The organism is Enterococcus sp. DIV0755f, assembly GCF_051713725.1.
In the GTDB taxonomy this organism is placed as follows: Bacteria; Bacillota; Bacilli; order Lactobacillales; family Enterococcaceae; genus Enterococcus_D; species Enterococcus_D casseliflavus.
In genome coordinates this window covers 1407817-1434738 of the sequence record NZ_JBIOQL010000001.1, presented here as the reverse complement: position 1 = coordinate 1434738, position 26922 = coordinate 1407817, and the positions used below count along the sequence as shown (strand labels likewise).

The 26922-nt window shown below is 41.7% G+C and carries 20 protein-coding genes; 3 read left to right on the top strand and 17 right to left on the bottom strand.

What is annotated here, in order from left to right:
- Positions 1–12: 12 nt before the first annotated feature.
- The 3 genes from IGI73_RS06420 to trxB form a co-directional block, all read right to left on the bottom strand.
- Positions 13–306: an ArsR/SmtB family transcription factor gene (locus IGI73_RS06420; RefSeq protein ID WP_005225828.1), complete on the bottom strand. Its 294-nt coding sequence runs from the start codon at positions 304–306 to the stop codon at positions 13–15.
- A 247-nt stretch (positions 307–553) separates the two neighbouring features.
- Positions 554–2281, bottom strand: a complete 1728-nt coding sequence (locus IGI73_RS06415; protein WP_087627355.1) for a phospho-sugar mutase — start codon at positions 2279–2281, stop codon at positions 554–556.
- Positions 2282–2428: 147 nt separating this feature from the next.
- Complete coding sequence (trxB, locus tag IGI73_RS06410; RefSeq protein WP_015509534.1) at positions 2429–3361, bottom strand: thioredoxin-disulfide reductase; 933 nt, start codon at positions 3359–3361, stop codon at positions 2429–2431.
- Positions 3362–3546: 185 nt separating this feature from the next.
- Here trxB and IGI73_RS06405 point away from each other — a divergent pair, with 185 nt between their 5' ends.
- A complete protein-coding gene (locus IGI73_RS06405) occupies positions 3547–4932 on the top strand; it encodes an MATE family efflux transporter (RefSeq protein ID WP_010748039.1) in 1386 nt (461 codons plus the stop codon).
- A 152-nt stretch (positions 4933–5084) separates the two neighbouring features.
- Complete coding sequence (locus IGI73_RS06400) at positions 5085–5555, top strand: glutathione peroxidase (protein WP_005225824.1); 471 nt, start codon at positions 5085–5087, stop codon at positions 5553–5555.
- 236 nt (positions 5556–5791) lie between these two features.
- On the opposite strand, the gene IGI73_RS06395 is transcribed toward IGI73_RS06400, so the two are convergent.
- Positions 5792–7225, bottom strand: coding sequence for a 6-phospho-beta-glucosidase (locus IGI73_RS06395; protein WP_008378424.1), 1434 nt, complete (start codon positions 7223–7225; stop codon positions 5792–5794).
- Positions 7226–7245: 20 nt separating this feature from the next.
- Positions 7246–8637, bottom strand: coding sequence for a 6-phospho-beta-glucosidase (locus IGI73_RS06390; RefSeq protein ID WP_005225822.1), 1392 nt, complete (start codon positions 8635–8637; stop codon positions 7246–7248).
- A gap of 260 nt (positions 8638–8897) precedes the next feature.
- Between IGI73_RS06390 and IGI73_RS06385 the strand changes: the two genes are divergently transcribed.
- A complete protein-coding gene (locus tag IGI73_RS06385) occupies positions 8898–9818 on the top strand; it encodes a MurR/RpiR family transcriptional regulator (RefSeq protein WP_428206335.1) in 921 nt (306 codons plus the stop codon).
- Between the two features lie 78 nt (positions 9819–9896).
- Here IGI73_RS06385 and IGI73_RS06380 read toward each other — a convergent pair whose 3' ends face one another.
- The 12 genes from IGI73_RS06380 to IGI73_RS06325 form a co-directional block, all read right to left on the bottom strand.
- Complete coding sequence (locus IGI73_RS06380; RefSeq protein ID WP_081116556.1) at positions 9897–11816, bottom strand: beta-glucoside-specific PTS transporter subunit IIABC; 1920 nt, start codon at positions 11814–11816, stop codon at positions 9897–9899.
- A 200-nt stretch (positions 11817–12016) separates the two neighbouring features.
- Positions 12017–12859 (bottom strand): BglG family transcription antiterminator LicT, encoded by an 843-nt coding sequence (gene licT, locus IGI73_RS06375; protein ID WP_005225819.1) that lies wholly within the window; start codon positions 12857–12859, stop codon positions 12017–12019.
- A gap of 305 nt (positions 12860–13164) precedes the next feature.
- Positions 13165–14940 carry an ABC transporter ATP-binding protein gene (locus IGI73_RS06370; protein ID WP_428206337.1) on the bottom strand — a complete coding sequence of 592 codons (1776 nt, stop codon included), beginning with the start codon at positions 14938–14940 and terminating at the stop codon, positions 13165–13167.
- On the bottom strand, positions 14940–16688 hold the full coding sequence (locus IGI73_RS06365) for an ABC transporter ATP-binding protein (protein ID WP_042890950.1): 1749 nt from the start codon (positions 16686–16688) through the stop codon (positions 14940–14942). Before IGI73_RS06365 ends, IGI73_RS06370 begins: the two co-directional genes overlap by 1 nt.
- Positions 16689–16888: 200 nt before the next feature.
- Positions 16889–17107 (bottom strand): YneF family protein, encoded by a 219-nt coding sequence (locus tag IGI73_RS06360; RefSeq protein ID WP_005235432.1) that lies wholly within the window; start codon positions 17105–17107, stop codon positions 16889–16891.
- A gap of 107 nt (positions 17108–17214) precedes the next feature.
- Positions 17215–18018: an ABC transporter permease gene (locus tag IGI73_RS06355; protein ID WP_438759153.1), complete on the bottom strand. Its 804-nt coding sequence runs from the start codon at positions 18016–18018 to the stop codon at positions 17215–17217.
- A 2-nt stretch (positions 18019–18020) separates the two neighbouring features.
- Complete coding sequence (locus IGI73_RS06350) at positions 18021–18929, bottom strand: ABC transporter ATP-binding protein (RefSeq protein ID WP_413128866.1); 909 nt, start codon at positions 18927–18929, stop codon at positions 18021–18023.
- 240 nt (positions 18930–19169) lie between these two features.
- Positions 19170–20693 (bottom strand): helix-turn-helix domain-containing protein, encoded by a 1524-nt coding sequence (locus IGI73_RS06345; RefSeq protein ID WP_438759151.1) that lies wholly within the window; start codon positions 20691–20693, stop codon positions 19170–19172.
- A 297-nt stretch (positions 20694–20990) separates the two neighbouring features.
- Complete coding sequence (locus IGI73_RS06340; protein WP_428206339.1) at positions 20991–22043, bottom strand: LPXTG cell wall anchor domain-containing protein; 1053 nt, start codon at positions 22041–22043, stop codon at positions 20991–20993.
- 182 nt (positions 22044–22225) lie between these two features.
- Positions 22226–23776 (bottom strand): Ig-like domain-containing protein, encoded by a 1551-nt coding sequence (locus tag IGI73_RS06335; RefSeq protein WP_428206340.1) that lies wholly within the window; start codon positions 23774–23776, stop codon positions 22226–22228.
- A 305-nt stretch (positions 23777–24081) separates the two neighbouring features.
- A complete protein-coding gene (locus IGI73_RS06330; protein WP_428206341.1) occupies positions 24082–26169 on the bottom strand; it encodes an ABC transporter permease in 2088 nt (695 codons plus the stop codon).
- Complete coding sequence (locus IGI73_RS06325) at positions 26141–26917, bottom strand: ABC transporter ATP-binding protein (RefSeq protein ID WP_016610278.1); 777 nt, start codon at positions 26915–26917, stop codon at positions 26141–26143. The genes IGI73_RS06330 and IGI73_RS06325 overlap by 29 nt, the downstream gene beginning before the upstream one ends.
- Between the last annotated feature and the right edge of the window lie 5 nt (positions 26918–26922).

Sequence of the window (26922 nt, the reverse complement as noted above, 5' to 3'; positions counted from 1 at the left end):
CTCGCCCTAGTTTTAACGGTGATGGATATGTTCGAATGTTTTTTGCAAAATATCCACAACATGTTTGTCATCAAGACTATAAAGGATGGTTTTTCCTTGTCTTTCCGACTTTACGATCCGATTATCTTTCAAAAGTTTCAGCTGATGAGAAACTGCTGATTGTTCCATATGTACTTGTTCTGCAATCGAAGTGACATTGCGCTCTCCTTCTTGAAGAGACAACAAAATTTTTAGTCTAGTGGGATCACTAAGCATTTTAAAAATCTGTGTTACTTGCTGAATTTCTTCTAGTTTCGGCGTAGTCATCGCGCCACATCCTCTCTTATTTCCTTTTGCATTTTAGCCCTTGATAGACAGCTTGTCAATCAATGCTCGACGATCAAGGAGAAGAAACGAGCTAAAAGACAAGAATAGATCCAAGCGTCAGAAAATTCCCTTTAGAAGCTTCGGTCCCTCAACACCTGTTTGCTGAGGGAAGCGAACGCTTCTTTTTCTACCACTCGGATCATTCAGTCAATTGCAATTTTTTTGATTATGAAGACATCAGATGACTTTATTCACCTGTGATTTCTTCGATCGCTGCTTGCAGATCAGCAATTTTTTGTTCTGCTGCTTCTGCCGTATCGCCTTTTACACCAATATAAAACTTGATTTTAGGTTCGGTCCCAGAAGGACGAACAGCAATCCAGCTTTCATCTTCCAAGGTGTATTTCAAAACATCAGAAGGCGGTGTGGTCATTTTTTGTTGGTGACCATCTAAGCCCACACGAGTCAACAATTTAAAGTCTTCTGTTTGCACGACAGGGGTTCCTGCGAAGACGGAAGGTGCTTTTTCACGGAAAGTCTTCATCAAGGCAGCAATCTTAGTTGCCCCTTCCATGCCGCTCATCGTTACAGAAATCGTTTTTTCTGCATAGTAGCCGTACTCTTCAAAAATATCTTGCAGACCATCATACAATGTTTTGTCTGATTGTTTGTAAAAAGCAGCCACTTCTGCTAATAAAACGAGCGCTTGGATCGCGTCCTTATCCCGTACGAATGGTTTAACTAAGTAGCCATAGCTTTCTTCAAAGCCAAACATGAAAGTTTGAGAATGGTCTGTTTCAAATTGTTGGATTTTTTCGGCAATAAATTTAAAGCCAGTTAAAACATTGATCATATCAACATCGTAGGATTTAGCGATCGCTGTTGGCAATTCACTAGAAACGATCGATTTTAAGACTGCTGCATTTTCTGGCAATGTTCCAGCTGTTTTATGGGCTTCTAGAATGTAACGGATCATCAATGCACCTAACTGGTTACCTGTCAAGACTTGGTAGTTGCCATCTGGCATTCTTACTGCAGCCCCTAAGCGATCGGCATCTGGATCTGTTGCGATCAATAGATCAGCACCTTCTTTTTCTCCTAAAGCAATCGCATATTCAAAGGCAGAGTGCTCTTCTGGATTCGGTGATTTTACTGTACTGAAGTTTGGATCAGCAACCGCTTGTGAGGGTTCAATAATGAATTGTTGGAAACCAGCTTGTTTCAACGCTTTCTCGCCAAGCATCCGCCCTGTTCCGTGAAGTGGTGTATAGACAAGTTTCAAATCTTTGCCCACCGTATCGATCAATTCTTGATCGATCGTGACTTCTTTGATTTCTTTCAGATAGGCAGTATCGATTTCTTCGCCAATAATAGAGATCAAGCCGCTGTTTTTGGCTTCTTCTTCACTTAATACAGGGATCTCCAACGGATTTTCAATTTCCCGAACAAATTTTGTCAATGCATCCGCATCTGCTGGTGGCATTTGCCCACCATCTTCCCCATATACTTTGTAGCCATTGTATTCGGCTGGATTGTGAGAAGCAGTGATCATGATTCCAGTAAAGGTTTTTAAGTAACGCACAGCAAAAGATAATTCTGGCGTCGGACGTAAGCTTTCAAAGACAAAGGCTGGAATATCATGTTTTGCCAATGTTTTTGCTGCTTCCATCGCGAACTCAGGTGAAAAATGACGGGAATCATAGGCAATCGCTACGCCACGACGTCTTGTTTCGGGATCTTGTGTATCCATAAAGCGAGCCAAGCCTTCCGTTGCTTGACGAATCGTATAAATGTTCATCCGATTGATACCAGGTCCTAAAATCCCTCGCATGCCAGCAGTCCCAAATTCCAAAGGCATATAAAAAGCGTCTTCTAACATCGCAGGATCTGCTTCTAATGCGGTCAATTGTTCTTTTAATTGTGGATCTAAGTGTTCACTGTTTTTCCATTGATTAAATGTTTGTTCCCATGCCATAAAATAACCTCTCCTTTTTCCATTAAAATGCTCTAAAATTAGTATAACACTACTTACAGATTTCTCAAAGAATAACCAAACGAAAAATAAAAAAAGCTGCTATCAAAAGCGATTGACACTTTAAAAATAACAGCTAATTCCATTAGATTATTTTGTTAATTGAGCATCCTTTTGTGTTTCAATAAAATCAAACACTTGTTGACCAGCAATACTGCCATCGCCGACTGCCGTTGTGATTTGACGCAAGCCTTTTTCACGAACATCGCCAATCGCGTAAACACCAGGAATTGAAGTTTCCATCTGATCATTTGTTAAGATCCAGCCAGCATCATTCGTGATACCGCTAGCTTTGAATGGTTCTGTCAACGGATCTAAACCAACATAGATAAAGACACCGCCAGCAGCTTCTTCTGTCACTTCATCCGTTTTTACGTTTCTGATTTGCACGCCAGTTACGACCATCTCATTGCCTTTGATTTCTTCCACAACAGAATCCCAAATAAAAGAGATTTTCTCGTTGGCAAATGCGCGGTCTTGGATGATTTTTTGTGCTCGTAATTCATCACGACGGTGAACGATCGTTACTTCAGAAGCAAATTGCGTTAAGTAGATCGCTTCTTCGACTGCTGAGTCGCCTCCACCAACAACGATCAAGCGTTTGTTACGGAAAAAGGCACCGTCACAAACCGCACAGTATGAAACTCCGCGTCCTGCGAATTCTTCTTCGCCTTTGACGCCTAACTTTCTATGTACACATCCTGTGGCAATGATGACTGTTTTCCCTTGATAGGTTTTGTCTTCGGTGGCAACTTCTTTGAACTCACCTTGATCCGTGATGCTTTGAACGATCCCATAGGCATTTTCAACACCAAATTTAATGGCACCTTCATACATTTTAAATGCTAATTCAGGGCCTAAGATTGATTCGAAGCCAGGATAGTTTTCAACCTCAGCCGTATTGTTCATTTGTCCGCCAGGTGCTCCTCGTTCAATCATTAGTACTGATAAATTCGATCTTGACGCATAAAGCGCTGCTGTCATCCCCGCAGGGCCTGCGCCGATGATAATTACATCATACATATATTTCCCTCCAATTTGGACTACCCATACTTTACTTTCAAAAGCAAATTCTTTCAACTCATCTGCTTACAAAAAATAATAAGATATTCCTGCTTTTACTTTTGAAAATTACATTGACTTTCTTTTCAATTTTTGTAAAATTTTCACGATACGTCTATTATATAGAAAATAAGGAGTCCTTACAATTGAATAAGAAAAAACTTTTAGGAAAATCAGACCGTGAACTGATTTTTCTCAGCTGGCCGATTTTTGTTGAGCTATTTTTGCGGGTCGTTATTGGGAATGTCAACGTTTGGATGATTTCTCATTATTCCGAGCCAGCAGTAGCGGCCGTCAGTGCTGCCAATCAACTATTGAATTTAACGGTCTTTATTTACGGTTTCATCACCGTGGGTACTCAGATCATTATCGCACAATTGATTGGTGCGAAAAAACGCGACCAGATACCGAAAGTCATCAATACCGCTCTTTTTGGGTCATTGTTCATCGGGATTTTGATCAGCTTGATGTTTCTTTTCGGCTCAACCTACCTTTTGCGATTCATGGGCTTAGATGCTGAATTAGTTGCTTTAGGTCATGGATACTTACAAGTGTATGGCGGAAGTCTGTTCCTTTCATCGATCACGGCGGTCATAATTGCTGTCATGCGTAGCCACAGTTTCACAAAACCAGCGTTATTGGTACCGATGTTTGCTAGCATCCTAGCCGTCATTGGCAATTACTTTGTCTTATACAGCCCCTTTGGTTTACCGAATTTCGGTGTGACTGGATTGGCATTTTCTAGCGTCTTTGGTAATTCGATAGGTTTACTAATTGCCGCCATGTTGCTGAAGAAACATGTGAATTTTTCTGTTTTATCTGCCCGTTTCTCGAATGTCTCTTGGGGCGTGATGAAAAACATTTTGACTTACGGATTGCCTTCTTCTGGCGAGTCTCTTTCCTATCAAGGAGCGCAAGTCGTGGTGACGATGATCGTGGCTCAACTTGGCGCAAGTGTCTTGATTGCAAAATCTTACGTAACAGCTATCACCCAATTTGTTTATTTGATCGCCTCCGCATTAAGTCAAGGAAACCAAATCATGATTGGCCGCAATGTCGGTGCGGGTGAATTCGATCGTGCGCATCAGCGAGGCATGCGCACGATGGTGATCGGGATCATCGCCTCGGTAACGATCTGCTTATTGACCTATCTATTTATTGAACCGATCATGGGAATCTTTACTTCCAATACCGAAGTAATCGAGATTGCTAAAGGTGTCTTTTTAGTAGAGATCGTCTTAGAAACAGCGCGTGCAGTCAATATGATCCTAGTTGGTTCATTAAATGCAAGTGGTGACGTGAAGTTCCCATTGATCTGCAGCCTAATTGTTCTATGGGTCATCAGCTTACCGTTTTCCTACTCACTGGCCATCGTCTTTAAGTTTGGCTTGATCGGCGTTTGGATCGCTTATGCCATTGACGAAGCATTGCGCAGCGTCTTAATGATCTATCGCTGGCATTCTGGGGTATGGAAAACTAAATCTGTCGTTCATCCACAAGAAGCAGAACCAGAAGTCTTACCAGAAGCATAATAAGAGTCCAGTGGTCCCAACGGCCGCTGGATTTTTTGTTTTTTATAAGAAATAAAATGCGCCAAGAAGTTTGCTTGGTTTTTTTGAAGACTTTGCTCTATACTTATCTCAGAAACTATCGACTATGATTTACATTAAAAGGAGCGTTTGCTATGTCAATCTATGACTACCAAGCAACATTAGAAAACGGCGAAACTTATTCGCTAGCAAACTACGAAGGTCAACCGCTGGTGATCGTCAATACAGCTACAAAGTGCGGGTTGAGCCCGCAGTTCAAAGAATTACAAAGTCTTTATGAAACCTATAAAGACCAAGGGTTGGTCGTTCTAGGGTTTCCTTCTGACCAGTTCAAACAAGAAGTCGGCTCAGCCGAAGAAGCCGCAGCCGCTTGCCGAACCACCTATGGTGTTGATTTTCCGATGCACAAGTTAACGGTGATCAATGGCAAAGACGCAGATCCCTTGTTTCGCTATTTGGAAGCAGAAGCACCGGGTACATTAGGCAAAGCCATTAAATGGAATTTCACGAAATTCTTGGTGGACCGCCAAGGTAAAGTCGTGGAGCGTTTTGCTCCACAAACCAATCCTCAAAAAATGATTCCAGAGATTGAAAAAGTTCTTTAAAAAATGAATAAAGGCGACCTTAAGGACAAAACATGTCATGCTTAAGGTCGCCTTTTTTTGTAATTGCTGCAACGCAAGCCTTTTACAGCACTCTCATTGTCGGTTATCAATAATCTCTGAACAGCCATTTCTACTTATACAAATCATTCGTTTCAATAGTTTTTAAAAAGACTTTAAAAAAAACTGCAGTCGATCTACTTAGATTTCTCTAAGGGATCAACTGCAGCTTCTTATAATTAGTTATTCGATAAATCTTCACCGTTTGAAGCAATCACTTGTTTGTACCAATCAAATGATTTTTTCTTTGTTCGTTTCAAGGTGCCGTTTCCTTCATTGTCACGGTCCACATAAATGAAACCATAGCGTTTTTTCATTTCACCTGTTCCAGCTGAAACTAAATCGATACAACCCCATGTGGTGTAGCCCAATAAGTCGACACCATCTTGTTCAACCGCATCTTTCATTGCTTGAATATGCTCTGCCAAGTATTGGATCCGGTAGTCATCTTCCACATAGCCATCTGCATCTGGTGTATCCACAGCTCCTAAGCCGTTTTCAACGATAAACAATGGTTTTTGGTAGCGATCATAAATGTCATTCATTGTGATGCGCAAACCAAGTGGATCAATCTGCCACCCCCACTCACTTGCTTCCAAGTATGGGTTTTTCACAGAGGCAAAAATATTGCCAGCCGTTTGTTCTAATAATTCAGCGTCCGTGGTTGATACGCGGGAAGAATAGTAAGAGAAGGAAATAAAGTCTACGGTGTGAGCTTTCAACAGCTCAAGATCGCCTTCTTCCATTTTGATTTCGATCCCATTACGTTCCATTTCTTTCAGCGCATATTGTGGATATTCCCCACGTGATTGAACATCAATAAAGAAATAGTTTTCGCGATCTGCTTTGCGTGATTCCCAGACATCTTCTGGTTTGCTTGTATATGGATAGTATGCGCCAGCAGCTAACATACAGCCTACTTTGTTCTCAGGATCGACTTCATGAGCGATTTTCGTTGCGATCGCAGAGGCCAATAGCTCATGGTGAGCCGCTTGGTATTTCACTTGCTCAACGTTATCGCCTTCTTCAAAGTAAAGACCTGCTCCCATAAATGGCGCATGGAGAATCATGTTGATTTCGTTGAAGGTCAACCAGTATTTTACTAATCCTTTGTAACGGTTGAAAATCACGTTACACAAGTTTTCATAGAATCCGACTAATTCACGAGAACGCCATGCCCCGTATTTTTCAACTAAATGCATTGGGCAATCAAAGTGAGTGATCGTTACTAATGGTTCGATCCCATATTTGTGGCATTCTTTGAAAAGATCTTCATAGAACTTCAAGCCGTCTTCATTTGGTTCTGTTTCATCCCCTTTAGGGAAAATCCGACTCCAAGCGATCGACAAACGGTAGGTTTTAAAACCCATTTCGCCAAATAGCGCGATGTCTTCTTTGTAGCGATGATACATATCGATCGCTTCTTTTGCTGGGTAGAAATGTTCGTCATCAAAATCGAACATTTTCATTTGACCAGTAATGACTGGAAAACGATCTTTGCCGATCGGTACCACGTCAACGTTTGCCAAGCCGCGTCCGCCTTCTTGGTAGCCTCCTTCACATTGATTGGCAGCTGTTGCGCCGCCCCATAAAAAGTCTTTTCTAAATGCCATGTTTCTTTCCTACTTTCTCTTTATTTAACTAGTTCGCGATCAAGTTCGCGGGCTACTTCATCTTGTACTTCTACGCCTTCTTTTTCAAGACGTGCGATCGTTTCCTTAAATTTAGGCAAGTGATCTTTGTGGGCAATAAACAGTTCGTCCATGACACGTTTTGCCGTATCACCTGATGGAACCAATGGGTTGATGGTGAAGGCTTGTAATGCGATATTGTAATCCCCCGTCACAGCTGCTTCGATCGTTAATAATTCCATTGCTTTCATTACCTGTAACCAACCTTTTTCAGCTGTCGGTAACTCACCAAAGGCAACATTTCTAGCCCCTTGTCCGCCAACGTAAGCTGTTACTTCGACTACGCAATCGGCAGGAAGATCTGGAACGGCGCCTTCATTTTTGGTTGAAACGACGATTTGGGTATTTTTATTAGCATAAATGGAAGCAATCGTTTCACACGCTGCATCTGAGTAGTAAGCACCACCACGCTTTTGCAGCTGTTCTGGTTTATGATCTAATTCAGGATCTTTGTACAACTCAAACAATTCGGCTTCGGTTTGTTTCACTTGCTGTGCGCGTGTACCGACAGTCTTGTACTCTTCGATCGCATGATTCAACATTTCTTCTTGACGATAGTAATAACGGTGATACCCGCAAGGAATCATCTTCATTTGTTCCAGCTGTTCTTTGTAAAATGGTACATCAAAGATATTCTTCGGTAAGCCATTGTCTTCTTCATACATTTTATCAATAATGTCCATCGTAACGTCATTGCCGTGTGAGTCGGTAACTTTGTGCCAGTGGAAGTGGTTCAATCCTGCAAATTTGTAAATCAATTCGTCAGGTTCTTTGCCAAGCAACGCAGGTTCAACCATCGTTGCCATGACAGGCACGTTACACAACCCGATGACTTTGTCCCATTTTCCGTAACGCACGATTGCTTCAGTCACCATACCGCTTGGATTCGCAAAGTTGATCAACCAGGCATCGGGACACAAGCGTTTCATGTCTTCAACGATTTCAAGAATGATTGGAACCGTACGAAACGCTTTGAACATACCACCAGGGCCGTTGGTTTCTTGACCAATCATGCCGTAATAGGCAGGAATTCGTTCATCTTTGATACGGGCATTCAGCAATCCTACTCGGAATTGAGTCGTAACGAAATCAGCATCTTTTAACGCTTCTTCTCGATCCAATGTCATGTGGATTTTTACATCGTAGGGTGACGCATCCCACATCCGTTGTGCCATCGCACCAACGATTGCTAATTTTTCTTTTCCTGCTTCGATATCTACTAGCCAAATCTCACGAATCGGCAATTCTTCATAGCGTTTGATAAAGCCTTCCATTAACTCCGGGGTATAGCTGCTGCCGCCACCAATGGTTGCAATTTTAATTCCTTTTGTCATTGTATTGCTCCTTTGCTATTTTATTTACATTCTTATTATCATTCATAAAAACATTTGATTCAATGTAAATAGCATATTTAGAAAAAGCGTTTGCAAATCTCGCTTCTTCTTGCAGGTGTTTTGTAAAAAAGATTTACAAAGATCATCAAATAAGGAATAATTAGGATGTAAACGATTCGCTAGGTACTGAATAAAAACGAATTTCTGTAAAAACCATTTACAAATAATCATAAAAAAATGTAAAAAGGAGCATATATACCATGTTGTTACAAGAAAAAATGCGCCAAATCAAACTAGCACCCGCCGAACGATCGTTGATTGATTATTTATTAGCCAATCCGACCGCGATGGCGGATCAAACCATCAAGGAATTATCTAAAAAAACCTATGTTCATCCTTCTACTTTTATTCGGATCGCAAAAAAATTAGGCTTCAATGGTTGGCTCGACTTAAAAACGGCCTTTGTGGAAGAGCAAACATATATGAGCAGCCATTTTACCGATGTGGATGCGAACTTTCCCTTCTCTTCCCATGACGGGATTATGACCATCGCCAAAAAGTTGGCAAAGCTTGAACAAACAACGATCGAAGATACGCTTTCCTTGATCCATCATGATGAATTACAAAAAGCGAAACAATCGTTGCTCAATGCCAACCATATCAGGATTTTCGCCAGCAATGCCAACACCTTGATTTCTCAAGACTTTGTTTTGAAGATGCGGCGTTTAGGAAAAAGTATCCACGTCTGCGATACCTTCGGCGAAAGTGCCTATGAGGCATCCAACTGTACCTCCGATACGACCGCAATCTTGATTTCTTACACAGGTGAAAACAAAATGGTTAAAGAAATCGGTAAGATCCTTGCCGAACGGCAAGTCTCCATCATTGGGATGACTAGTATTGGCGAGAATGCGTTAGCGAAATTAAGCGATTGTGTCTTAAATATCACAACAAGAGAAAGGCTTTATTCAAAGATTGCGAATTTTACGATCAATACCTCGGTTTGCTACTTGCTAGATTTGTTGTATGCAGTCGTCTTTTCGGAACATTATGAGAAAAATCTGCAGCATTTGATCGATATCGGGATGGCGTATGATAAGCGCCCCACTTCATCAACGATAATCGCTGAACCAACCTATGATAAAAACCTTCATTATAAAGACTCACTATTTCCCAATTAAATGACTGTCAAAAAGCGATCGAGCCTTCACGACCGATCGCTTTTATCCTTATATAGCTGTTTTGCAAGTAAACATTTCCTAAACTAAAGCCGTGATCAAGTCATCGGAACAACCAACTTCTCGTTTGTCAGACTCGATGATATCCAAATAATCCGCTGAGTTGGTCACTAACACTGGGGTCTCAATATTGAATCCTGCTTTGATCAATGCATCTTTATCAAAGCTGATCAATTTTTGTCCACGAGTGACTTTATCGCCTTGCTTCACATGCGCTTCAAAGAACTCACCATTCAATTGAACAGTATCCAAACCAATATGGATCAAAAGTTCTAAACCATTCTCAGAAATCAACCCGATGGCATGTTTGGTTGGGAACAATGTCATCACAGTACCATCAAAAGGAGCCACGACTTCGCCTTTTGAAGGATGGATCAGGATACCTTTTCCTAGCACTCCTTGAGCAAAGGCTTCATCTTTGGCACTGCTTAGTGGCGCGATCGTTCCTTCCACTGGAGAAGTGATCACTTCTTTTCGAACAGTCATCGCTGGTTGTCCTTCTGCGATTTCTTCTTCCACTGCATCATCTTTCCAGAAAGCCATGGTCAAACCAAAGCCAATCGCTGCAGCGATCAAGATTCCAAAGACAGAGAACCACATGCCACTAGCGTCGCCTTCTGGAGTGATGTAGTTGAAAATGCCAAAGACCCCTAACCCACCAGAGGTGTAGCTCGTTGTTCCATTGATCATCAAGAAGGCACCTGCGACCGCACCACCAATCATTGAGTAGAAGAACGGCATTTTTTTCGGTAACGTGATTCCATAAATCGCTGGCTCCGTTACACCGAAAAGCCCTGAGATAATAGCTGGTGGACATAGTGCTTTCAGTTTTTTATCTTTCAGTTTAAAGTACATCGCCATCACTACGGCTGTTTGAGCAAAGCTGGCACCAAACGTAGCTACCAAAATCTGACTGTAGCCTAGTTGTGTCACTTGCATAATGTGTAGCGGAACAACTGACCAGTGAAGACCGAAAATAACCAATACTTGCCAGAAGAAACCTAGCAACAAGCCATAGGCAGCTGGTGAGAAGTCCATCAGCGCTTCAAATCCTGAGCTCAAAAGATCCGTCAACATACTGATCACAGGTCCAATCACCAAAAAACCAATTGGCAATGCAATCAAGAGAACTAAGAACGGTACTAAGAACGTTTGGACAACAGAAGGAATGATTTTTTTTGCAAATTTTTGAACTTGTGCAGCAAAGGCAATGATAAAGATGACCGGCACCACACTGCTAGTATACGTTGCGCCAACCCACGGAATCCCTAAGAACGTTTCGTACGCTGGCAAGCCTAACAAGCTATACGGTGCAGCAGCTCCCTCGCCAGCCCCTGCAAGAAATGCGGCTTGCAAAGCAGATCCTTGAATCGTTGGGTAACAAAGCGCTGATCCGATCACGATTCCCACCATTGGATTTAAGCGAAACTTTTTCGCTGACGTATACCCTAAAATCACTGGCATAAACATGAAGATCGAATCGCCGATCGCATTGAACATAACGTAGGTACCTGTCGTCGTTGTAAAATCGATCAAGCCTGTTGTACCAATAAAAAGCAACAGTGCATTTAGTCCTTTGATCATCCCCGCCGCACACAAAGCCCCTAAGAAGGGTTGGAAGCAGCCGCTTAAAATATCGATCAAACGATCAAACAAGTTGCCACCTGAAGCTGTTTCTTCAGCATCACCACTGATTCCTGCAACATCGATCACTTCTGCATAGACATCTGGCACATGGTTTCCGATAACCACCTGGTATTGACCGCCACTCTTCATGACCGTCACGACCCCATCCATGTTCTTTAAGACTTCATCATTTGCGACGCCTTCATCCTTTAATTTAAAACGCAGGCGTGTGATACAATGCGTCAAGCTATTGATGTTCTCTTTCCCACCGACATTTGCTACGATTTTTTCTGCTAATTCACGATATTTTCCCATTTTTGATTCCTCCAATTTTTTTGTATTGAAGGTTTAGCCAACTGAATGTCACTATCCAAAATGTTTTCTTTTTTTGATTTCTTGCTACATGGTCAGATGCCTTGAAGCTGAAGTTTGATAAGAATCATTGCGAAGAAATTCTTCTTTTTCGACACCTTCTCATGAATCAAGAAATCCTTCTCCTTTCTTGTTTTTTTCAATCAACGATTCTTTTGCACAAGTCTGGCAATATGAATCGTTAAATACAAACTTTCGTCACTGGACATTTGATACTGATACTGATTTTCTAATAGCTCAGCGATTTTTTGTACGCATTGATACGCATTTCGATACTTCACTTTGACCATAGCCAAAAGATCTTCATCGGTTTCATCCACATGAGTAGTATGGTTTTGCATTCTTGAGACAAAAAATTTCAAATGCGTAGTGAAGCGATAAAAATAAACGGACTCTTCATCAAAGGTTGTTTTGAAAAAATATTTAACAATGTTAATAATGTCTTGCATCGTTTGGGTTAGTTCAGCAATATTGCCTTGGTCACCATTCTCAGTTTGCGCATTGACGAGATGCAGAGCAATAAAGCCGGCTTCGTCATCTGGCAGCTGAATCCCGTAATGTTCTTTGATTTTCTCTACTGTTTTGCAGCCTATTTGGTACTCATCGGGGAAAAAACGCTTGATATCCCACAATAAGACATTTTTGACCGTCATTCCTTTTTTCGATCGTTCAATGGCACAGTGCATGTGATCCGTCAACGAGATGTAAATGGAATCATTGATTGGGGATGACAATTCTCGCCGAGCATACTCAATGATCTCATTGGATAATTCAAGATATTCCAGTGGTAAGTCAGCAAGCAGCTCTTGAAATTGAGATAAGATCGTCTGATTTTCTAAGCGATACACTTTATCGACCGTTTCTGAAGAAATTTCATCTCCCACTTTTTTCTTAAATGCAATCCCCCGCCCCATAACAATAATCTCGTTTTGACTTTGATCGGTAGTGATCACAACATTATTGTTTAACACTTTACTGATTTTCATGTCCTACCCCCACTTACTTTATCATTGCGGATATGGTTCATTGCTTGTCTTTATTGCTGAGCCAACAGTCAACACAGAAAAAACCTCATGAAAGCAGCGCAAATACCGCAGCTTCATCAGGTTTAGCTTGTTAAAAATCAACAATCACTATCCATTAGAACCAGTTTTATTATCTTTATCATAGCAAAGGTAGAAAGCGCTGTCAATCGTTGTTCGTTATTTTTATATTCATCCCTTCTTTCTTTTTTCGTACAAAAAAACCTTAAAAACGAAAGTCTTTAAGGTTAGCGTTACTATTAAAACTATTAAACTTCACTTGCCTGCAAACGGTACATATCGGCATACAACCCTTTTTGAGCCAAAAGTTCATCATGGGTGCCTCGTTCGACGATCGAGCCTTTATCAAGCACCAAAATCAACTCGGCATCGCGGATGGTAGACAATCGATGGGCGATCGCGATCGTGGTTCGCCCTTGACGCATATTTGCCAACCCTTCTTGGATCAGTCCTTCTGTTTCAGTATCGATATTGGCAGTCGCCTCATCCAAGACCAGCACTTTCGGATCGGTCACCATGGTGCGGGCAAAGGAAATCAATTGTCGCTGCCCACTTGAATAGCTGGAGCCCCGTTCAATCACTTTGGCGTGGTATTTACCAGGTAGTTTTTGAATAAAGGCATCTGCTTGAACAAATTTTGCTGCTGCTTCGATCTGTTCCTCACGAATGTCCTGATTCAATAAGCGGATATTGTCAGCGATGTCCCCATAAAACATGAAGGCGTCTTGCAATACGAGTCCGACTTTTTTCCGAAGCTCTTCCATCGTGAAGTCGCGGATATCTTGATCATCGATCAAAATTTGCCCTTCCCCGAATTCGTAAAAACGCATCAACACATTGATGATCGAGCTCTTGCCACTTCCTGTGTGACCGACTAAAGCCACGGTCTCACCTGGATAGGCGATGAAAGAAATATGATTCAATACGTTGTTTTTTCCATCATAGGAAAAACTGACATCGCGAAATTCGATTTTTCCTTTGGTGATGGTTTGACTAGCATCGGGGTTTTGCTGCGGCGTGTATTCTTCGTTATCCATAATCTTTAGAATACGGCTGCCGGCGACCATCCCATCAGTAAAGACGCTGAGAAAATCCATCATCTGTGTCATGGGATTAAAAAATCCTTGAATATAGGTCGTAAAGGCGAAAATCAACCCGACTTCAATGGGCGATTCTAAGGCATCAAACCCAAAGACCGTCAACGACAAGGCGATCGCTAAGGCATACAACAAACTAATGATTGGTGATAATAGCAGCGCATTCGTGCGGATCATAGCGTATCTAGTTTTCAAATAATCATCGTTGGTCGCTTCGAATTCTTCATTCAGCCGCGCCTCTTGACGGAATTGCTGAATGATTTGCATACCAGAAATCGATTCATTCAATTTCGTATTCAGCTGACTCAGTTTTTCCCGCATTTGACGATAGATACGAGAGCTGAATTTTTGATAATACCAGATGACTACCATTAGGATCGGCAGAAAAATCAAGTTCAGTAAGGCAATTTTGACGTTGATGCGGAACATGGCGGCAAAAGAAGAAACCACCGCAAAAATTCCTGTCAATACCATCAAGAAGACATACCAAAATTCATACAACGTTTCTGTGTCGTTGCTGACCCGTGAAACGATCGAACCCGCTGGCGTCTGATCGAAATAGCGCATCCCAAGACTATGCAATTTTTCAAATAATTTTGCTCGAATATACTGATAGGTTTTTAAAGAACCCATCGAATAAAGGAACCATTGGAAAAACCAAATCACAGCTTTTACCAACACCCCAAAGAAATACAATGCAGCAAAGAAATAAATGACTTGCTGGGTCGCCGTTTGATTGGTCAAATAATTATCCATAAAGGTTTGAATGATCAAAGGCAACAGGATATTGACGATCGATAGCACAAAAGCAAAAAAGATCGCTGCATAGAAGGTTTTTCGAAATGGCTTGGCAAAAAGAAACATTCGTTTGATGATGTTTTTTTGCTCTTTAAAGGGAATCGATTTACTCCATTCTGATTCTTGCATTAGGCTTCACTCCCTTCGATTTTGGCTTCTAGTTGCTGTTTGTCCCACATTTTTTTATACCAGCCATTTGCAGCCAATAATTGTTCATGGGTCCCGCGTTCACTGATTTTCCCATTGTCGATCACGAGAATTTCTTCTGCGTGCTTGACACTGCTTAGGCGGTGGGCAGCAATGATCGTTGTTTTATTCTGACGGAACGTCCGCAACTGTTGTAAAATAGCTTCTTCCGTTTTGGCATCTACTGCTGAAAGAGCGTCATCTAAAATCAATAATTCTGGATCGGTGATCAAAGCACGGGCAATGGATAACCGCTGTTTTTGTCCACCAGAAAGAGAAACACCACGTTCCCCCACCATCGTTTCGTACCCTTCAGGAAACTGACTGATATCCTCGTGGATCACTGCCAATCCAGCAGCTGCTTCCACTTCTGCTTGAGAAGCCCGTGGTTGCGCAAAGCGGATATTGTCTCGAATCGTCATGGAAAATAAGAAATGATCTTGCGGAACATAACCGATCGACCCCAAAAGAGCATTCAAGGAGTATTGCTTGCTATCGATGCCCCCGAAGGTGATCGCCCCGTCAAATGAATCATACTCTCGCAACAAGAGCTTCATCAAAGAGGTTTTTCCAGCACCGGTTTTCCCGACGACACCTAGTGTCTGACCCGCTGGCAAAGTAAAGTGGATGTCTTGCAGGGCAAAATCATCTCCTTGATAGTGAAAATCATTGATTTGAACGTTAACCGTTCCTTGGGCTGGGGCATCGACCGCATCTTTGGCTTCAATGATATGGGTCTTTGCCGCCAACAATTCGGCAACCCGATCATAACTAGCATTGCCTCGTTCCAGCACATTAAACAGACGTCCGATGGCAAACATCGGCCAAACTAACATACCGATATAACTGATGAAGGATACCAATTGACCGATCGAGATGGTACCGTCCATAACATAATTGCCGCCGACGATGATTGTCAACACATAGGAGATTCCGATGATGATCGTAATAAACGGATCAAACAAGGCATCCAGAAAATTGACTTTGCGGTTTTTGATGATGGCATGGTCGATTTTGGTTTGAAAATCAGCGATGTCCTCTTTTTCCTGTCCAAAAGTTTTGATGACTTTCATCCCAGTAATACTTTCTTGGGCTTTGTCGTTGATGGAAGAAAATGCTTCTTGCGAGTCACGAAACGCATCATGCAATTTGCTGCCAAGAACCCTTGCCATGACTGCTAAGAAAGGCAGCGGCAATAGAGCAATGATCGTTAACCGCCAGTCGATAAAGAGAACCATCGCAATGATGGTTGCCCCTCCCGAGATGAAAGAATCGGCAAAGGTCAAGATCCCCGCCCCTGCCACATTTTGGATGGCATTCAAGTCATTGGTGGCATGGGCCATCAAATCACCTGTCCGATGCTTTTGATAAAACAACTGATCCATCCTTGTAAAATGTGCAAATAGCTGTCTGCGTAACGTTTTTTCTAGCCGAGCGGCACTGCCCCAGATATGCGTTCGCCAGACAAAACGAAACACGTATTGAGCGATGGCTGAAGCAATCAAGATCATGACCCAAAAAAAGATCGTCTGCATCGAGATCTCTTTTTCCGCAATCTCATCGATGATGATCCCGATAACTTTGGGAGGTGCCAACTGTACCAAGGCGACTAAGACTAAAGAGCCTACGCCTAACAAATAATGTTTCTTTTCTTGTTTAAAAAACCAACCTAACTTCCTAAATATTGACATAACACTCTCCATTTCTTTATGACCTGTTGCCTAAATTTTGCGATTTTTCCGAATATTCACTGGATTCAGATTCGATTGCTACCCCGCTATTTACAGAACGTAAACAGAAAAAGCAGCCTGGGGACATTTTTTATTCGTTGCTGCGTTTTGCCGCAAGAAAAAGCGAGCTGATAAAATCAGCCCGCTTCTTAGAAAAAAACCTACTTTTGGTTTTTCATTTGCTGCATCATCTGACGAATTTTTTTCTCAGAAGGTTTTTGACCCATTGACATCATCATCGAGCGAAGCATATCCTCATTAACGGGAGGATTTTTCTTTAGATAATCTTGCATATATTTACGCGCCAAAAAGAAGCCGCCGACAGCGCCTAGTAATGCTGCAACAACAGCGATCACGATTACGATTCCTACACTAACCATTCGAAAACTCTCCTTTCTCTTGTACTCTCAATGAATCATTTTACTAGAAAAAAACACAAAAAGAAAGAGTGAAAGCTGGATTTATCCAAAAACTTTCACTCGTTTCCTCAACTTAATGCGACATCTCTTTTGTTGAATAACCAATTTGTTAAAAGGTAGATTAAAACACTGTAAACAAGGATCCCGATCGCCATTTCCCAATAGCCCAATCCCGGATCAAAGGCAGTCATCTGCATGTCAGGACTATTTAATACACTCGATATTTGCTCTTTAATATTCATAAAATTAAATGGATTCCACTTCAGCCATGGGTATTTTTCTTGCGCAAAAAGCATGATCGAGTTGATGATGCTGCTTCCAAACAACATACCCAAGCCTAAGCCTACAGCCAAGCTTTGGGAGCGAATCACGGCTGAGATAAAGAGGGTCAATGCAATATAAAAGACAATCAATAGCAAGTTGGTTCCCGCAAAAACAAGGGCAACGAGAATCGCCGCTAGCCCGTTGTAGCCAGTAGCAGCAAAAGGTGATTCAGCTGCTAAAAATAAATTGGCAGCTGCTAAACTACTGATTAGTAAAACAGCGGTCCCTAAAAGCGCAAATAAAAACGTGTTGATCGCTTTTGCTGCCAAGATTTGACTTCTGGAAAAAGGCCGAATCAATAAGAACTTGATCGTTCCTCGACTGAACTCTTCAGCTACTGAAGAAGCCGCCACAATCACTACAAATAAATTTAAGAACGACGTCATATCGCTTAAAGAAGCAAATAAATCATTGGCCCCAATTTCTGGACTACCTAAGCGTACAACATAGGTCAAGCCAAACGTCATTAAAACCAATAAAAGCAGCATGATCCAAGTAGAACGCTTTTTGGTTAATTTGATCCATTCATTTTTAATCAATGTCAGCATGCTTACAAACCTCCTTCTTCGGTCCAAGCCAAGAATGTATCTTCTAAAGAAGATTGCTTTGTCCGTAGTTCTTTTAAGCCGATACCCGCCGTCACGATCGCTGCAGCGATTTCAGAACGCTGATCTGTTGCTAGAGTGACTTGCAATTCATCTGCAACCTGCAAGACCTCGACCTCAAAGGAAGCTTTTAACAGTGCTTCTGTTTGCGCATTATCATCTGTTTTAATAATCAGTACATTTTTCTCTGCTTTCAACTCTGCCATTGCTACTTGATGAGTGACTTTTCCTTTTTGCACCACGATCAAATGATCGGCAATTTGTTCGATATCGCTTAATTGATGACTGGAAACTAAGACAGAAACTCCTTTATCTCTCAAAGAAAGAATCATTTCTCGAAACTCCCGCATGCCTTTAGGATCCAGGCCATTCATCGGTTCATCTAAAACTAATAAGTCTGGTTGATGGACCAATGCCTGGGCAACACCTAAACGCTGACGCATCCCTAATGAATAGGTTTTGACTTTTTGATGGATATGTCCTTCTAAATGCACCTGACGGATCAGGGCTTCTAGCTCAGAGGCTGTGCCTTTTTTCTTCGCCATACGTTGATACTGCATCAAATTCTCATAACCGGTCATATAATTATAAAACTCAGGATTCTCAACGATCGCTCCGACTGAGGCAATCGCTGTTTTAAACGAAGAATCCAATAAATTTCCCATAATGGCAATCGATCCTGTGTTGTGCTTCATCAAGCCAACGATCATCCGGATGATCGTCGTCTTCCCAGCCCCATTAGGCCCTAATAAACCAACGACTTGTCCTTGGTCCACCACAAAGGAAACATCATCAATGATTCGTTTGGTTCCAATCAATTTGGAAACATTTTGCAGTGCTAATACTTCTGTCAAAGTTACCCCTTCTTCCTAACACCATTTCTGCAACGATTTTAAATAAAAAACGTTATGATAATATGTATACCATGCCATCTCTGTAAAAAAAAGTCAAGAAGCGAAAAAGGAACATCGATGCTCCTGTTTTTGCTTCTTGACAACTTCGTTTATCACTGATGCTTTTCACGTTTGCCCTATTGCTGCTAGTCAAAAGCTTGGCAAAATTATAAGTTCTATTTGCTTGATCTTATAGCTGGCTCACTCCGTTTGGGTGAATGCCAGTTGGGCGAACGCTGCCTTGTTCTTGGCACTTCTGATCTGTTTGATCACTTGCTTGAGCTGTTTCCACTCCTTTGCGCTTGGGTGACCATTCCAATAAAAGAGGTAAGGCTGTTCTTCCTCGGAAAATTCCTGATGGATCGGATAATCGCTGATCACCAAATCTGGTTTTTGAGACAGCGAATAATGGGCCATCGCTCGATGCGTGGCATTCATCAAGCGGTTCTTGATCCAAAGCTCTTGCGTTTTTCCGTATTTCGAATGGATCGAGAACGTGACCGGCTGTTCATATTTGATAAAAATAACTCTCAGTAACATACAGTATTGGAAAATCAAACGATCATTCATTTGCAGTAATCTACGCAACGCTGGTAAAGAAACAGTCGCTTCCAAAAAAAACCGTTTCATGGTTGGATAAAGCACTGGAAAAGCGGCTTGCAGCTCTTGCTCGTCGGTTGTTTTGCCAAAACTATCGCTTTTTTGTCGCGTACCAAAACAGCCAGAGGCGGAATGGATCATGACCAGATTAACCAGTAAATAGTTTTTTTCGGCTTCTGTAAACGTCAACCGAAAATACACGGCTAGTTTTTCAACGAGCTGCGCTTCTTGCTGGTACTTTGGCTGAGTCAGCCACGAGATGTTAGCAGCATCGAGATCCTCCTCAAGATAGGTGTTCATTACCCCAAACATATAATACAAGAAGTTGCGTTCAACCTCCGAAATTTCAGAAAACGGCAGATGACTCCTGTGAAACAATGGGTTCAAAAAGACCTGATCAAACTGATTTTTTTCAATTAATGGGTGCTCAAACGTCAGTACTTCGTTTGGTAAAAACGAAAGCGGATGCTTTTGATGGGTTCTTTGCACGGAGATAGCGAATAGATGAAGAAATTTATCGATATCGATTTTTCTCATATAAGAAGCATGGGTTTCAAACAACGCTTCAGCCTGCGCTTTCTCCTTGATCGATGCCAAGACTTGTGAGTCCTTCTCATCAAAAATTTGCCAATAGGTAAGATGATAAAAATAGCGGATCGCATATTCATCACCTGCTAAAGGATCACCTTTTTTTAAACTATAGGACAAATGATAGTTCGCCAAAACATGATTTAACTCCTGCAATTTTCGTTGAATCGTGCGGGGACTGCTAAAGGTTTTGTGGCTGAGTTGTTCAAGGGAATGATAATCCCCCTGAAAGAGTGCATCCAGCAAGATAAACCCAACGGTTCCCTGCAACAATACACTATAGGCTTGGCTCAATAGAAATCGTGGAGAAAAAGCAATCGACACTTCTTTTTCCAGCCGATCATAGGTCAAAGTAAACTGAGGATAGCGTGCACGAAACACCTCTACTTGCTGAACGATCGACTGCATTTTGTTGGTTTTCCTATCGAAAACACCTGAGAGCTCTTTAATTGTATAGTCTTTCTTGTTCGTTTCGTAACAATAACTTAGAAACGCATAAATTTGTTTTTCTGTCGTATCCAAAAGTGCCTGTAACATGAAATTTCCCTCGCTCGTATAATCAGCAAACGCTGTTTTTATCCTAAATTTGTCATCTTACAAAATTGTAAGCTGGCAGTGTTTGGTGATCGTACCACCGTGCGCTCTTTTCTGTCAAATCACTTTTAACAAATTTTCCTTTCGTTATCTGTATATTTTCATAAAAAAAGTCTGACGCCTCAAAACGATCGTCAGACTTTTTGTTAAAAACGGTAAAACAAAACGTGATTGTGCTTTCTGGGGAAGAAAATTCCAATCGTGGGTTATCAATTCTCTCATTATCCTCGGCTTTTTTCTTTACTGTCTCTCATCAGAAAATAACTTTCGATTCAGCCAGTAAAGGAAGACAGTAAGGATAACCACGCCTAGACCAAAGAGTAAATAGCGAATACTCGTATTTTTGCTGCCGGTTTTCGGTAGTAAGGCTCCATTGACCTCCTTAGCACTGCTTGTCTCCGTACGTTGTTCCTGTTCCATTTTCACTGAAGACGATGCTTTAGCGAGTTGTTTGCCTGCGGGATCATCGGAGGAAACACTCCGCTTGCTTGACTGACTTTGGTTCGGCGGTAATTTGTTTGGTTTCGTTTCTGAATCTGAAAGATTCTCAGATGCCGCTTCACTAACGGTCGTTGTTCCTGTTGTTGCGGTGGTTTCTCGACTCCTAGTTATCTGAGTCGATTCACTCTCACTAACTGGTTGGGTGTTGAAGTTTTCTGACTCACTTGCATTGTGACTACTTTCGATACTTTGAGAATCCTGACTTGTGTTTTCCGTAGTAGAAGTCCTTGGATCCGTCGATTGAGAGTCGCTAAATTTCGGTTCGATACTACTAAAGGAAGAGCTTTTTTCTTCAGACACCTTAGAGCTTGCGCTTATCTCAGAGTTCGTGGTCTCACTAGAGCTCGGGGGTGTTATTACCTGCCATTGACTAGGCTTCAAGTTTTCAGTAATCGTTGTTTCACCGTCATAAATCACAACTAAATCTACTTTATCCACACTTTTGATCTCATCGATGGCCATCTCAGCATAGATCCTTAAGTAGTTTTCAACACCTGAAAACCAATCGACATTTGTTAGATACGTTTCACCAATCACCTTTTCACTGTGTCCATTGCCATCCCAACCATAAGTTAAACGGACACAAACGTTTTGTGAAGTCAGCGTTTTGTTCGGCCGTACCGGGATCGTAATGACTTTCAAGGCTTCATCATAGATCACTCGGTTCGTTTGAACAGAAAACGATAAATTCCCTCCGGCTCGTTCTTTTGCTGAAGTATGATCGAAACCAAACACCAGTAGCAATAATCCCGCTAACAGCAAAATCAACACAATTCCAACCAGTTTTCTCATTTCCTCACTTCCTAAATGAATATTTCAAGATAACTTGATAAGGAAATTATAATAAATTCTCAGAGAAAACATGCGCCGAAAAAAAAAGGAAAGTGGCTATAAAATGGCATCTTCCCTTTAAATAAGTCTTTATTAATTATTCTTCCAAGTAAAAAAACTGCCTCCAAAATTTCAGTTTCTATCTACCTGATAAATTTACTCCAACTTAACTTCAATGCGCATCCTGCTAAAACCATTCCTATTGCAATCCATAAATGATTAGACGATTCATTCGTTTGAGGGAACTGCTGTTTTTCTGATTGATTATGCAAATTATTTGATTGGGATACCTGCATGTTCCCAGGGGTTGAACTTTGATGTGTAATCGCTCCATTATTACTAGAACTACTCCCATTATTTGATTCTGAACTACTAATCATACTGCTTTCGCTACTTGGTTCAGTGCTACTGCTGGTGCTACTTTCACTACTTGGTTCCGTGCTACTACTTGTACTGCTTTCGCTACTTGGTTCCGTGCTACTACTTGTGCTGCTTTCACTACTTGGTTCCGTGCTGCTACTTGTGCTGCTTTCGCTACTTGGTTCCGTACTACTGCTGGTGCTACTTTCACTACTTGGTACCGTGCTGCTACTAGTGCTGCTTGCACTACTTGGTTCCGTAGTACTACTAGTGCTGCTTTCGCTACTTGGTTCCGTACTACTACTCGTACTGCTCTCACTACTTGGTTCCGTACTACTACTCGTACTGCTTTCACTACTTGGTTCCGTGCTGCTGGACTCTCCTGGTTCACCGGTTCCGCCACCACCGCCACCATAGCGTGGCGTATAGCCAGTAATACTGCTTGTTCTTGGCACATCATTGACCAAAGCATCAAGGATGCCCCGATTGGTATATTGTTCCAATGAACCATCCGTTTCTGTTTTGTAGGTAATGTAGATCCGTTCCTCTGTATCCCGCAAAGGAATTTCAAAGGAGCCGTCACTATTTAAAACGATCGGTACTTGCTCGACATACGTTGGGTTGGAAACGCTGGGTCCATAGACCACTCGAGCACTCGTACTGACTAGTGTCTGATGAGGACCTAAAAAGTCAATAAACGTTCCATCTTTGATCGTCACTTGGTCCGTGTCAAACGAGTTGATATACACTCGCCAATCAATGATCCGTTTGGGTTGTTGCGTACCTAAATACAGTCCTTGTTTGGTGAGTAAGGCACCCTCCCCTGAATCATCCACTGCTTGAATAAAAATAGGCACCGATTGCGTCCCATTTGCCGTTTCAAAGTTGATGTTGTTGATCTGATTTTCTATCACGTCATCACTGAACTTTGTCCAAAAATAAAAGTCCCCATGTACATTGGTATTTTGTTCGACAAATTCCGTGAAAACAAAGGTCAGCTGATTGCCAACTTGGGTAACATTGACCACTAAGTTGTTATTTTCATCGTATAAAGCATACGTATTATTGACGCCTTCAATCTCAGCTGGCAAAGTGACGGTCGCTTTGTCACCTGCTTTTAAATCACCTAAGTCCTCCAAACTCCAGGTCATATCTATTTTGAAGGAATCATCCTTTTCAATACTTGTGATGACCTCGTTGTGGCTATTAACGATCGATACATTTGTGATCAGCTTGGCACCCACATCGGTTTCCCCATAAACAACCCGCATACCAGCAAAAACAGGAATCAACAGCAGCAAGACAGCAAATGCTTTTCCTAAACGTTTGATCATTGGTTTCCTCCCTTAAGTGATCGCTTAGCTAACCCCATCGGTCACAGCAATTACTGTACTCGACATGAATATTTTCATTAACAGTTGTCTTTTCGTTTCACGGTGAGAAAAATAGACTTCCAGTTGCCACATTCTTGCAGGGTATCCGCGACTGCCTAATAGAATCAGTGTTAACTAATTTTATCTGCTTTTCGGTGATTTACACAATTAAAACGCTTCATTGGTGAAAGAAAATAACAATGCAGCAAACAAAAAAACCAAATCCCAATCCGTGTGGATTGAAAGGGATTTGGCTAAAAAATAAATCACTCTGTCGGATCAGCGATTCGATCAATTTGCTGGAAGTACCGGTACTGACAAACAAAGTAAAAAACGATTTGGAAAATCAAAAAGAGACTAACGATCACACCATAGTATTGCCAAACAGGCAATTCTACTAAAATACGCAAAGCGGTCATTGCCACCGCAAAATGGATCATTGCCACGACTGTTGGCAAGAAGTACATCACTTGCAGCTGGCGTCTCAGAACGTTGTGACGCTCCTTGGGCGACACACCTAAAATATGCAAGGAACGATGATACGCACCATCTTTATCTAAATCTGCAAATAAACGGAAATAGATAATCGAAGCGGAGAAAATAAAGAAAACCGAACCTAGTAATACCGTGATCATTAAAATGATGCCATTTCCTTGACGATTTTCTTGGAAAACTTGGTATTTTGAGGTATAAAATGTGCGGACGGGTATGTCTTTTGTTGCTTCGGTCCACTCTTCATCTGTATACTCACCTTTGGCCTCCAGCTCCTGACTAATTTCTTCATATTGCTGATCGATCAAGGCATTTTCTTTATCTAATTTTCTATTAAATTCATAGACTAATTCAGGTGTTTCTGCCCATTCAGCGTAATCTAACCATGTAAATCCAGATTCATATCCGTCTCTCCATTCATTTAATTCAGCAATCCATTCATCATAAGATGCATCTGTCACTACGCCTAATCCATAATAATCAAGCGAAAGCATCGATGGACTATATACAAAGGTAACCTCTTTTTTTGTACCGATCTCCGCATTTAGCGAAATCGAATAATTTTTTTCCCGCTCACTCTTTGGAAGTGCCTGCAAAACTTTTCGACGAGAATAATTACTGCTGAGTATCATGACTTCTTCATCCGCAACTGTATCAGCTTCTTCTCCAATTTGAGTCATTAATTTTTGATAGTCACTTTCTCGCATGACTGGATAACTGTTGGTTGTGAAGTAAGGGTCATCTATCATTTCCGAATCATCTAAATCTACACTCACCCAAAGTACTGAAACGTTTTCCACGCGCGGGTGATAGCCTTGATTTTCCAATTCTGTTTTTAGTTCTTCGATGATCTTATTTTCACTGCCTATTTCCGAATCGTACCACGGAAACACATAGGCTACACTGATTCCTTGGATCGAAGAAAAAGAAGAACTGCCGATTGCCAGCATCACGGAAATCCCAACGAATGCCACGGAGGTACTAATAGCGATCAGACTATACATCGCCGCATTGTCTCGCATGCGAAAGATCCATTCGCTGATAGTCAGCATCCGAGTCCCCCGTAAGAAGGTTGGGCGTTTCTTTAATCGTTTCAATAGAAATACGCTGAACTGATGGAATGACAAGATCGTGCCTGCAACAGTCAACAAGACTCCTAGCATAAGTGGTAGCATTGAGTAGGTTTGGTAGCTAAAATAAAAGACCGATCCATAGCCAACTAGTAACAGCACAATTCCTGAAAATGCCAATGCCCAATGACTTTTTGGCTCAGGACGTGGTTTTTCATTTTCCTTGATCAATGAGATGATCTGTTCTCCTTGCAAGGCGCGAGTACTGAAAAAGGAGATCAAAAGAAAAATGAAGACATAGATCCCAAAGGTCAATCCTAAAGCTTCCAGAGGAACCATAAATTTCAGTCCTTCTGTTAAGTACATGACATTTTGCGAAATCAGCAGCAACAATTTCGTCACTAAAATCCCCAACCCAATACCGGTCACTGTGGCGCCGGTTCCTAAAAGGGCATTTTCGACAAACAAAATCTTTCGCAGATCTTTTTCTTCGATCCCCAAAATCAAGTAGATCGCCAGATCACGTTTGCGTCGTTTCAAAAAGACCACAAATGTATACCATAAAAACAACAGCGACAGTAAGGCGATCACCACGAGTGCGACGGATAGACCAACCTTAGCTAAGCTTGAAAGTGTATCGCTATTAGATAAGTTTTCTTCCAATTGCGGATGAAAGAGCAAAAGACTAAAGATATAAAACACCATCGCTGCAAAAGCGCTGCTGACGAAGTATGCTGCATAGGTTCGAAAATTTCCCCGCAGATTACGAATGATCAACTGTCTGAAATTCATGACGGCGACCTCCTAAATGTGCTAGGACTTCAAGAATTTTTTGATAAAATTGCTGTTGATCAGCACCACGATAGACTTCGTTATACAGCTTTCCGTCTTTGATGAAAACGACCCGATCAGAAAAGCTGGCGGAATACGGATCATGGGTGACCATCATAGTGGTGACTTTTCGCTGTTTGTTCATCTGACTTAGTATTTCCATGACATCTCGTGCTGCCTTGGAATCAAGATTACCCGTCGGTTCGTCTGCTAAAAGCAATTCTGGTTGATGGATCAAAGCTCTAGCAATCGCAACTCGCTGCTGCTCTCCACCGGAAAGCTGATAGATGCGTTTGTCTTTTTTCTCATAGATCCCAAGTTCACGTAATAGCTGCTCCGAACGTTCTTTCATCTCAGGAACTGCCACCCGATCCAATGTCAGTGGTAAAATCACATTCTCAAGCACGCTCAATGGCGAAAGCAAATTGTAGTTTTGAAAAACAAAGCCTAATTGTCGACGACGAAACTCTGCGAGTTTTTGCTTAGATAATTCTAGTGGCTGCTCTCCCTTGAGGATCACCGAACCTGAAGTCGGTTTATCCAATGTTGCCACCAAATTCAGCATGGTGGTCTTGCCACTGCCAGATGGACCCATAATGCTGATAAATTCTCCTTCTGGCACTTTGAGATCGATTTGTTGTAAAACCTCAACAGACACTTCCCCTGTATAGGTTTTCGATACATTTTTCAATTCTAGTAAAGCCATCATCTTCA

Coding starts and splice junctions, on each gene's coding strand:
- IGI73_RS06420 (WP_005225828.1), bottom strand. CDS start 306: ATGACTACGCCGAAACTAGAAGAAATTCAGCAAGTAACACAGATTTTT.
- IGI73_RS06415 (WP_087627355.1), bottom strand. CDS start 2,281: ATGGCATGGGAACAAACATTTAATCAATGGAAAAACAGTGAACACTTA.
- trxB (WP_015509534.1), bottom strand. CDS start 3,361: ATGTATGATGTAATTATCATCGGCGCAGGCCCTGCGGGGATGACAGCA.
- IGI73_RS06400 (WP_005225824.1), top strand. CDS start 5,085: ATGTCAATCTATGACTACCAAGCAACATTAGAAAACGGCGAAACTTAT.
- IGI73_RS06395 (WP_008378424.1), bottom strand. CDS start 7,225: ATGGCATTTAGAAAAGACTTTTTATGGGGCGGCGCAACAGCTGCCAAT.
- IGI73_RS06390 (WP_005225822.1), bottom strand. CDS start 8,637: ATGACAAAAGGAATTAAAATTGCAACCATTGGTGGCGGCAGCAGCTAT.
- IGI73_RS06385 (WP_428206335.1), top strand. CDS start 8,898: ATGTTGTTACAAGAAAAAATGCGCCAAATCAAACTAGCACCCGCCGAA.
- IGI73_RS06380 (WP_081116556.1), bottom strand. CDS start 11,816: ATGGGAAAATATCGTGAATTAGCAGAAAAAATCGTAGCAAATGTCGGT.
- licT (WP_005225819.1), bottom strand. CDS start 12,859: ATGAAAATCAGTAAAGTGTTAAACAATAATGTTGTGATCACTACCGAT.
- IGI73_RS06370 (WP_428206337.1), bottom strand. CDS start 14,940: ATGCAAGAATCAGAATGGAGTAAATCGATTCCCTTTAAAGAGCAAAAA.
- IGI73_RS06365 (WP_042890950.1), bottom strand. CDS start 16,688: ATGTCAATATTTAGGAAGTTAGGTTGGTTTTTTAAACAAGAAAAGAAA.
- IGI73_RS06360 (WP_005235432.1), bottom strand. CDS start 17,107: ATGGTTAGTGTAGGAATCGTAATCGTGATCGCTGTTGTTGCAGCATTA.
- IGI73_RS06355 (WP_438759153.1), bottom strand. CDS start 18,018: ATGCTGACATTGATTAAAAATGAATGGATCAAATTAACCAAAAAGCGT.
- IGI73_RS06345 (WP_438759151.1), bottom strand. CDS start 20,693: ATGTTACAGGCACTTTTGGATACGACAGAAAAACAAATTTATGCGTTT.
- IGI73_RS06340 (WP_428206339.1), bottom strand. CDS start 22,043: ATGAGAAAACTGGTTGGAATTGTGTTGATTTTGCTGTTAGCGGGATTA.
- IGI73_RS06335 (WP_428206340.1), bottom strand. CDS start 23,776: ATGATCAAACGTTTAGGAAAAGCATTTGCTGTCTTGCTGCTGTTGATT.
- IGI73_RS06330 (WP_428206341.1), bottom strand. CDS start 26,169: ATGAATTTCAGACAGTTGATCATTCGTAATCTGCGGGGAAATTTTCGA.
- IGI73_RS06325 (WP_016610278.1), bottom strand. CDS start 26,917: ATGATGGCTTTACTAGAATTGAAAAATGTATCGAAAACCTATACAGGG.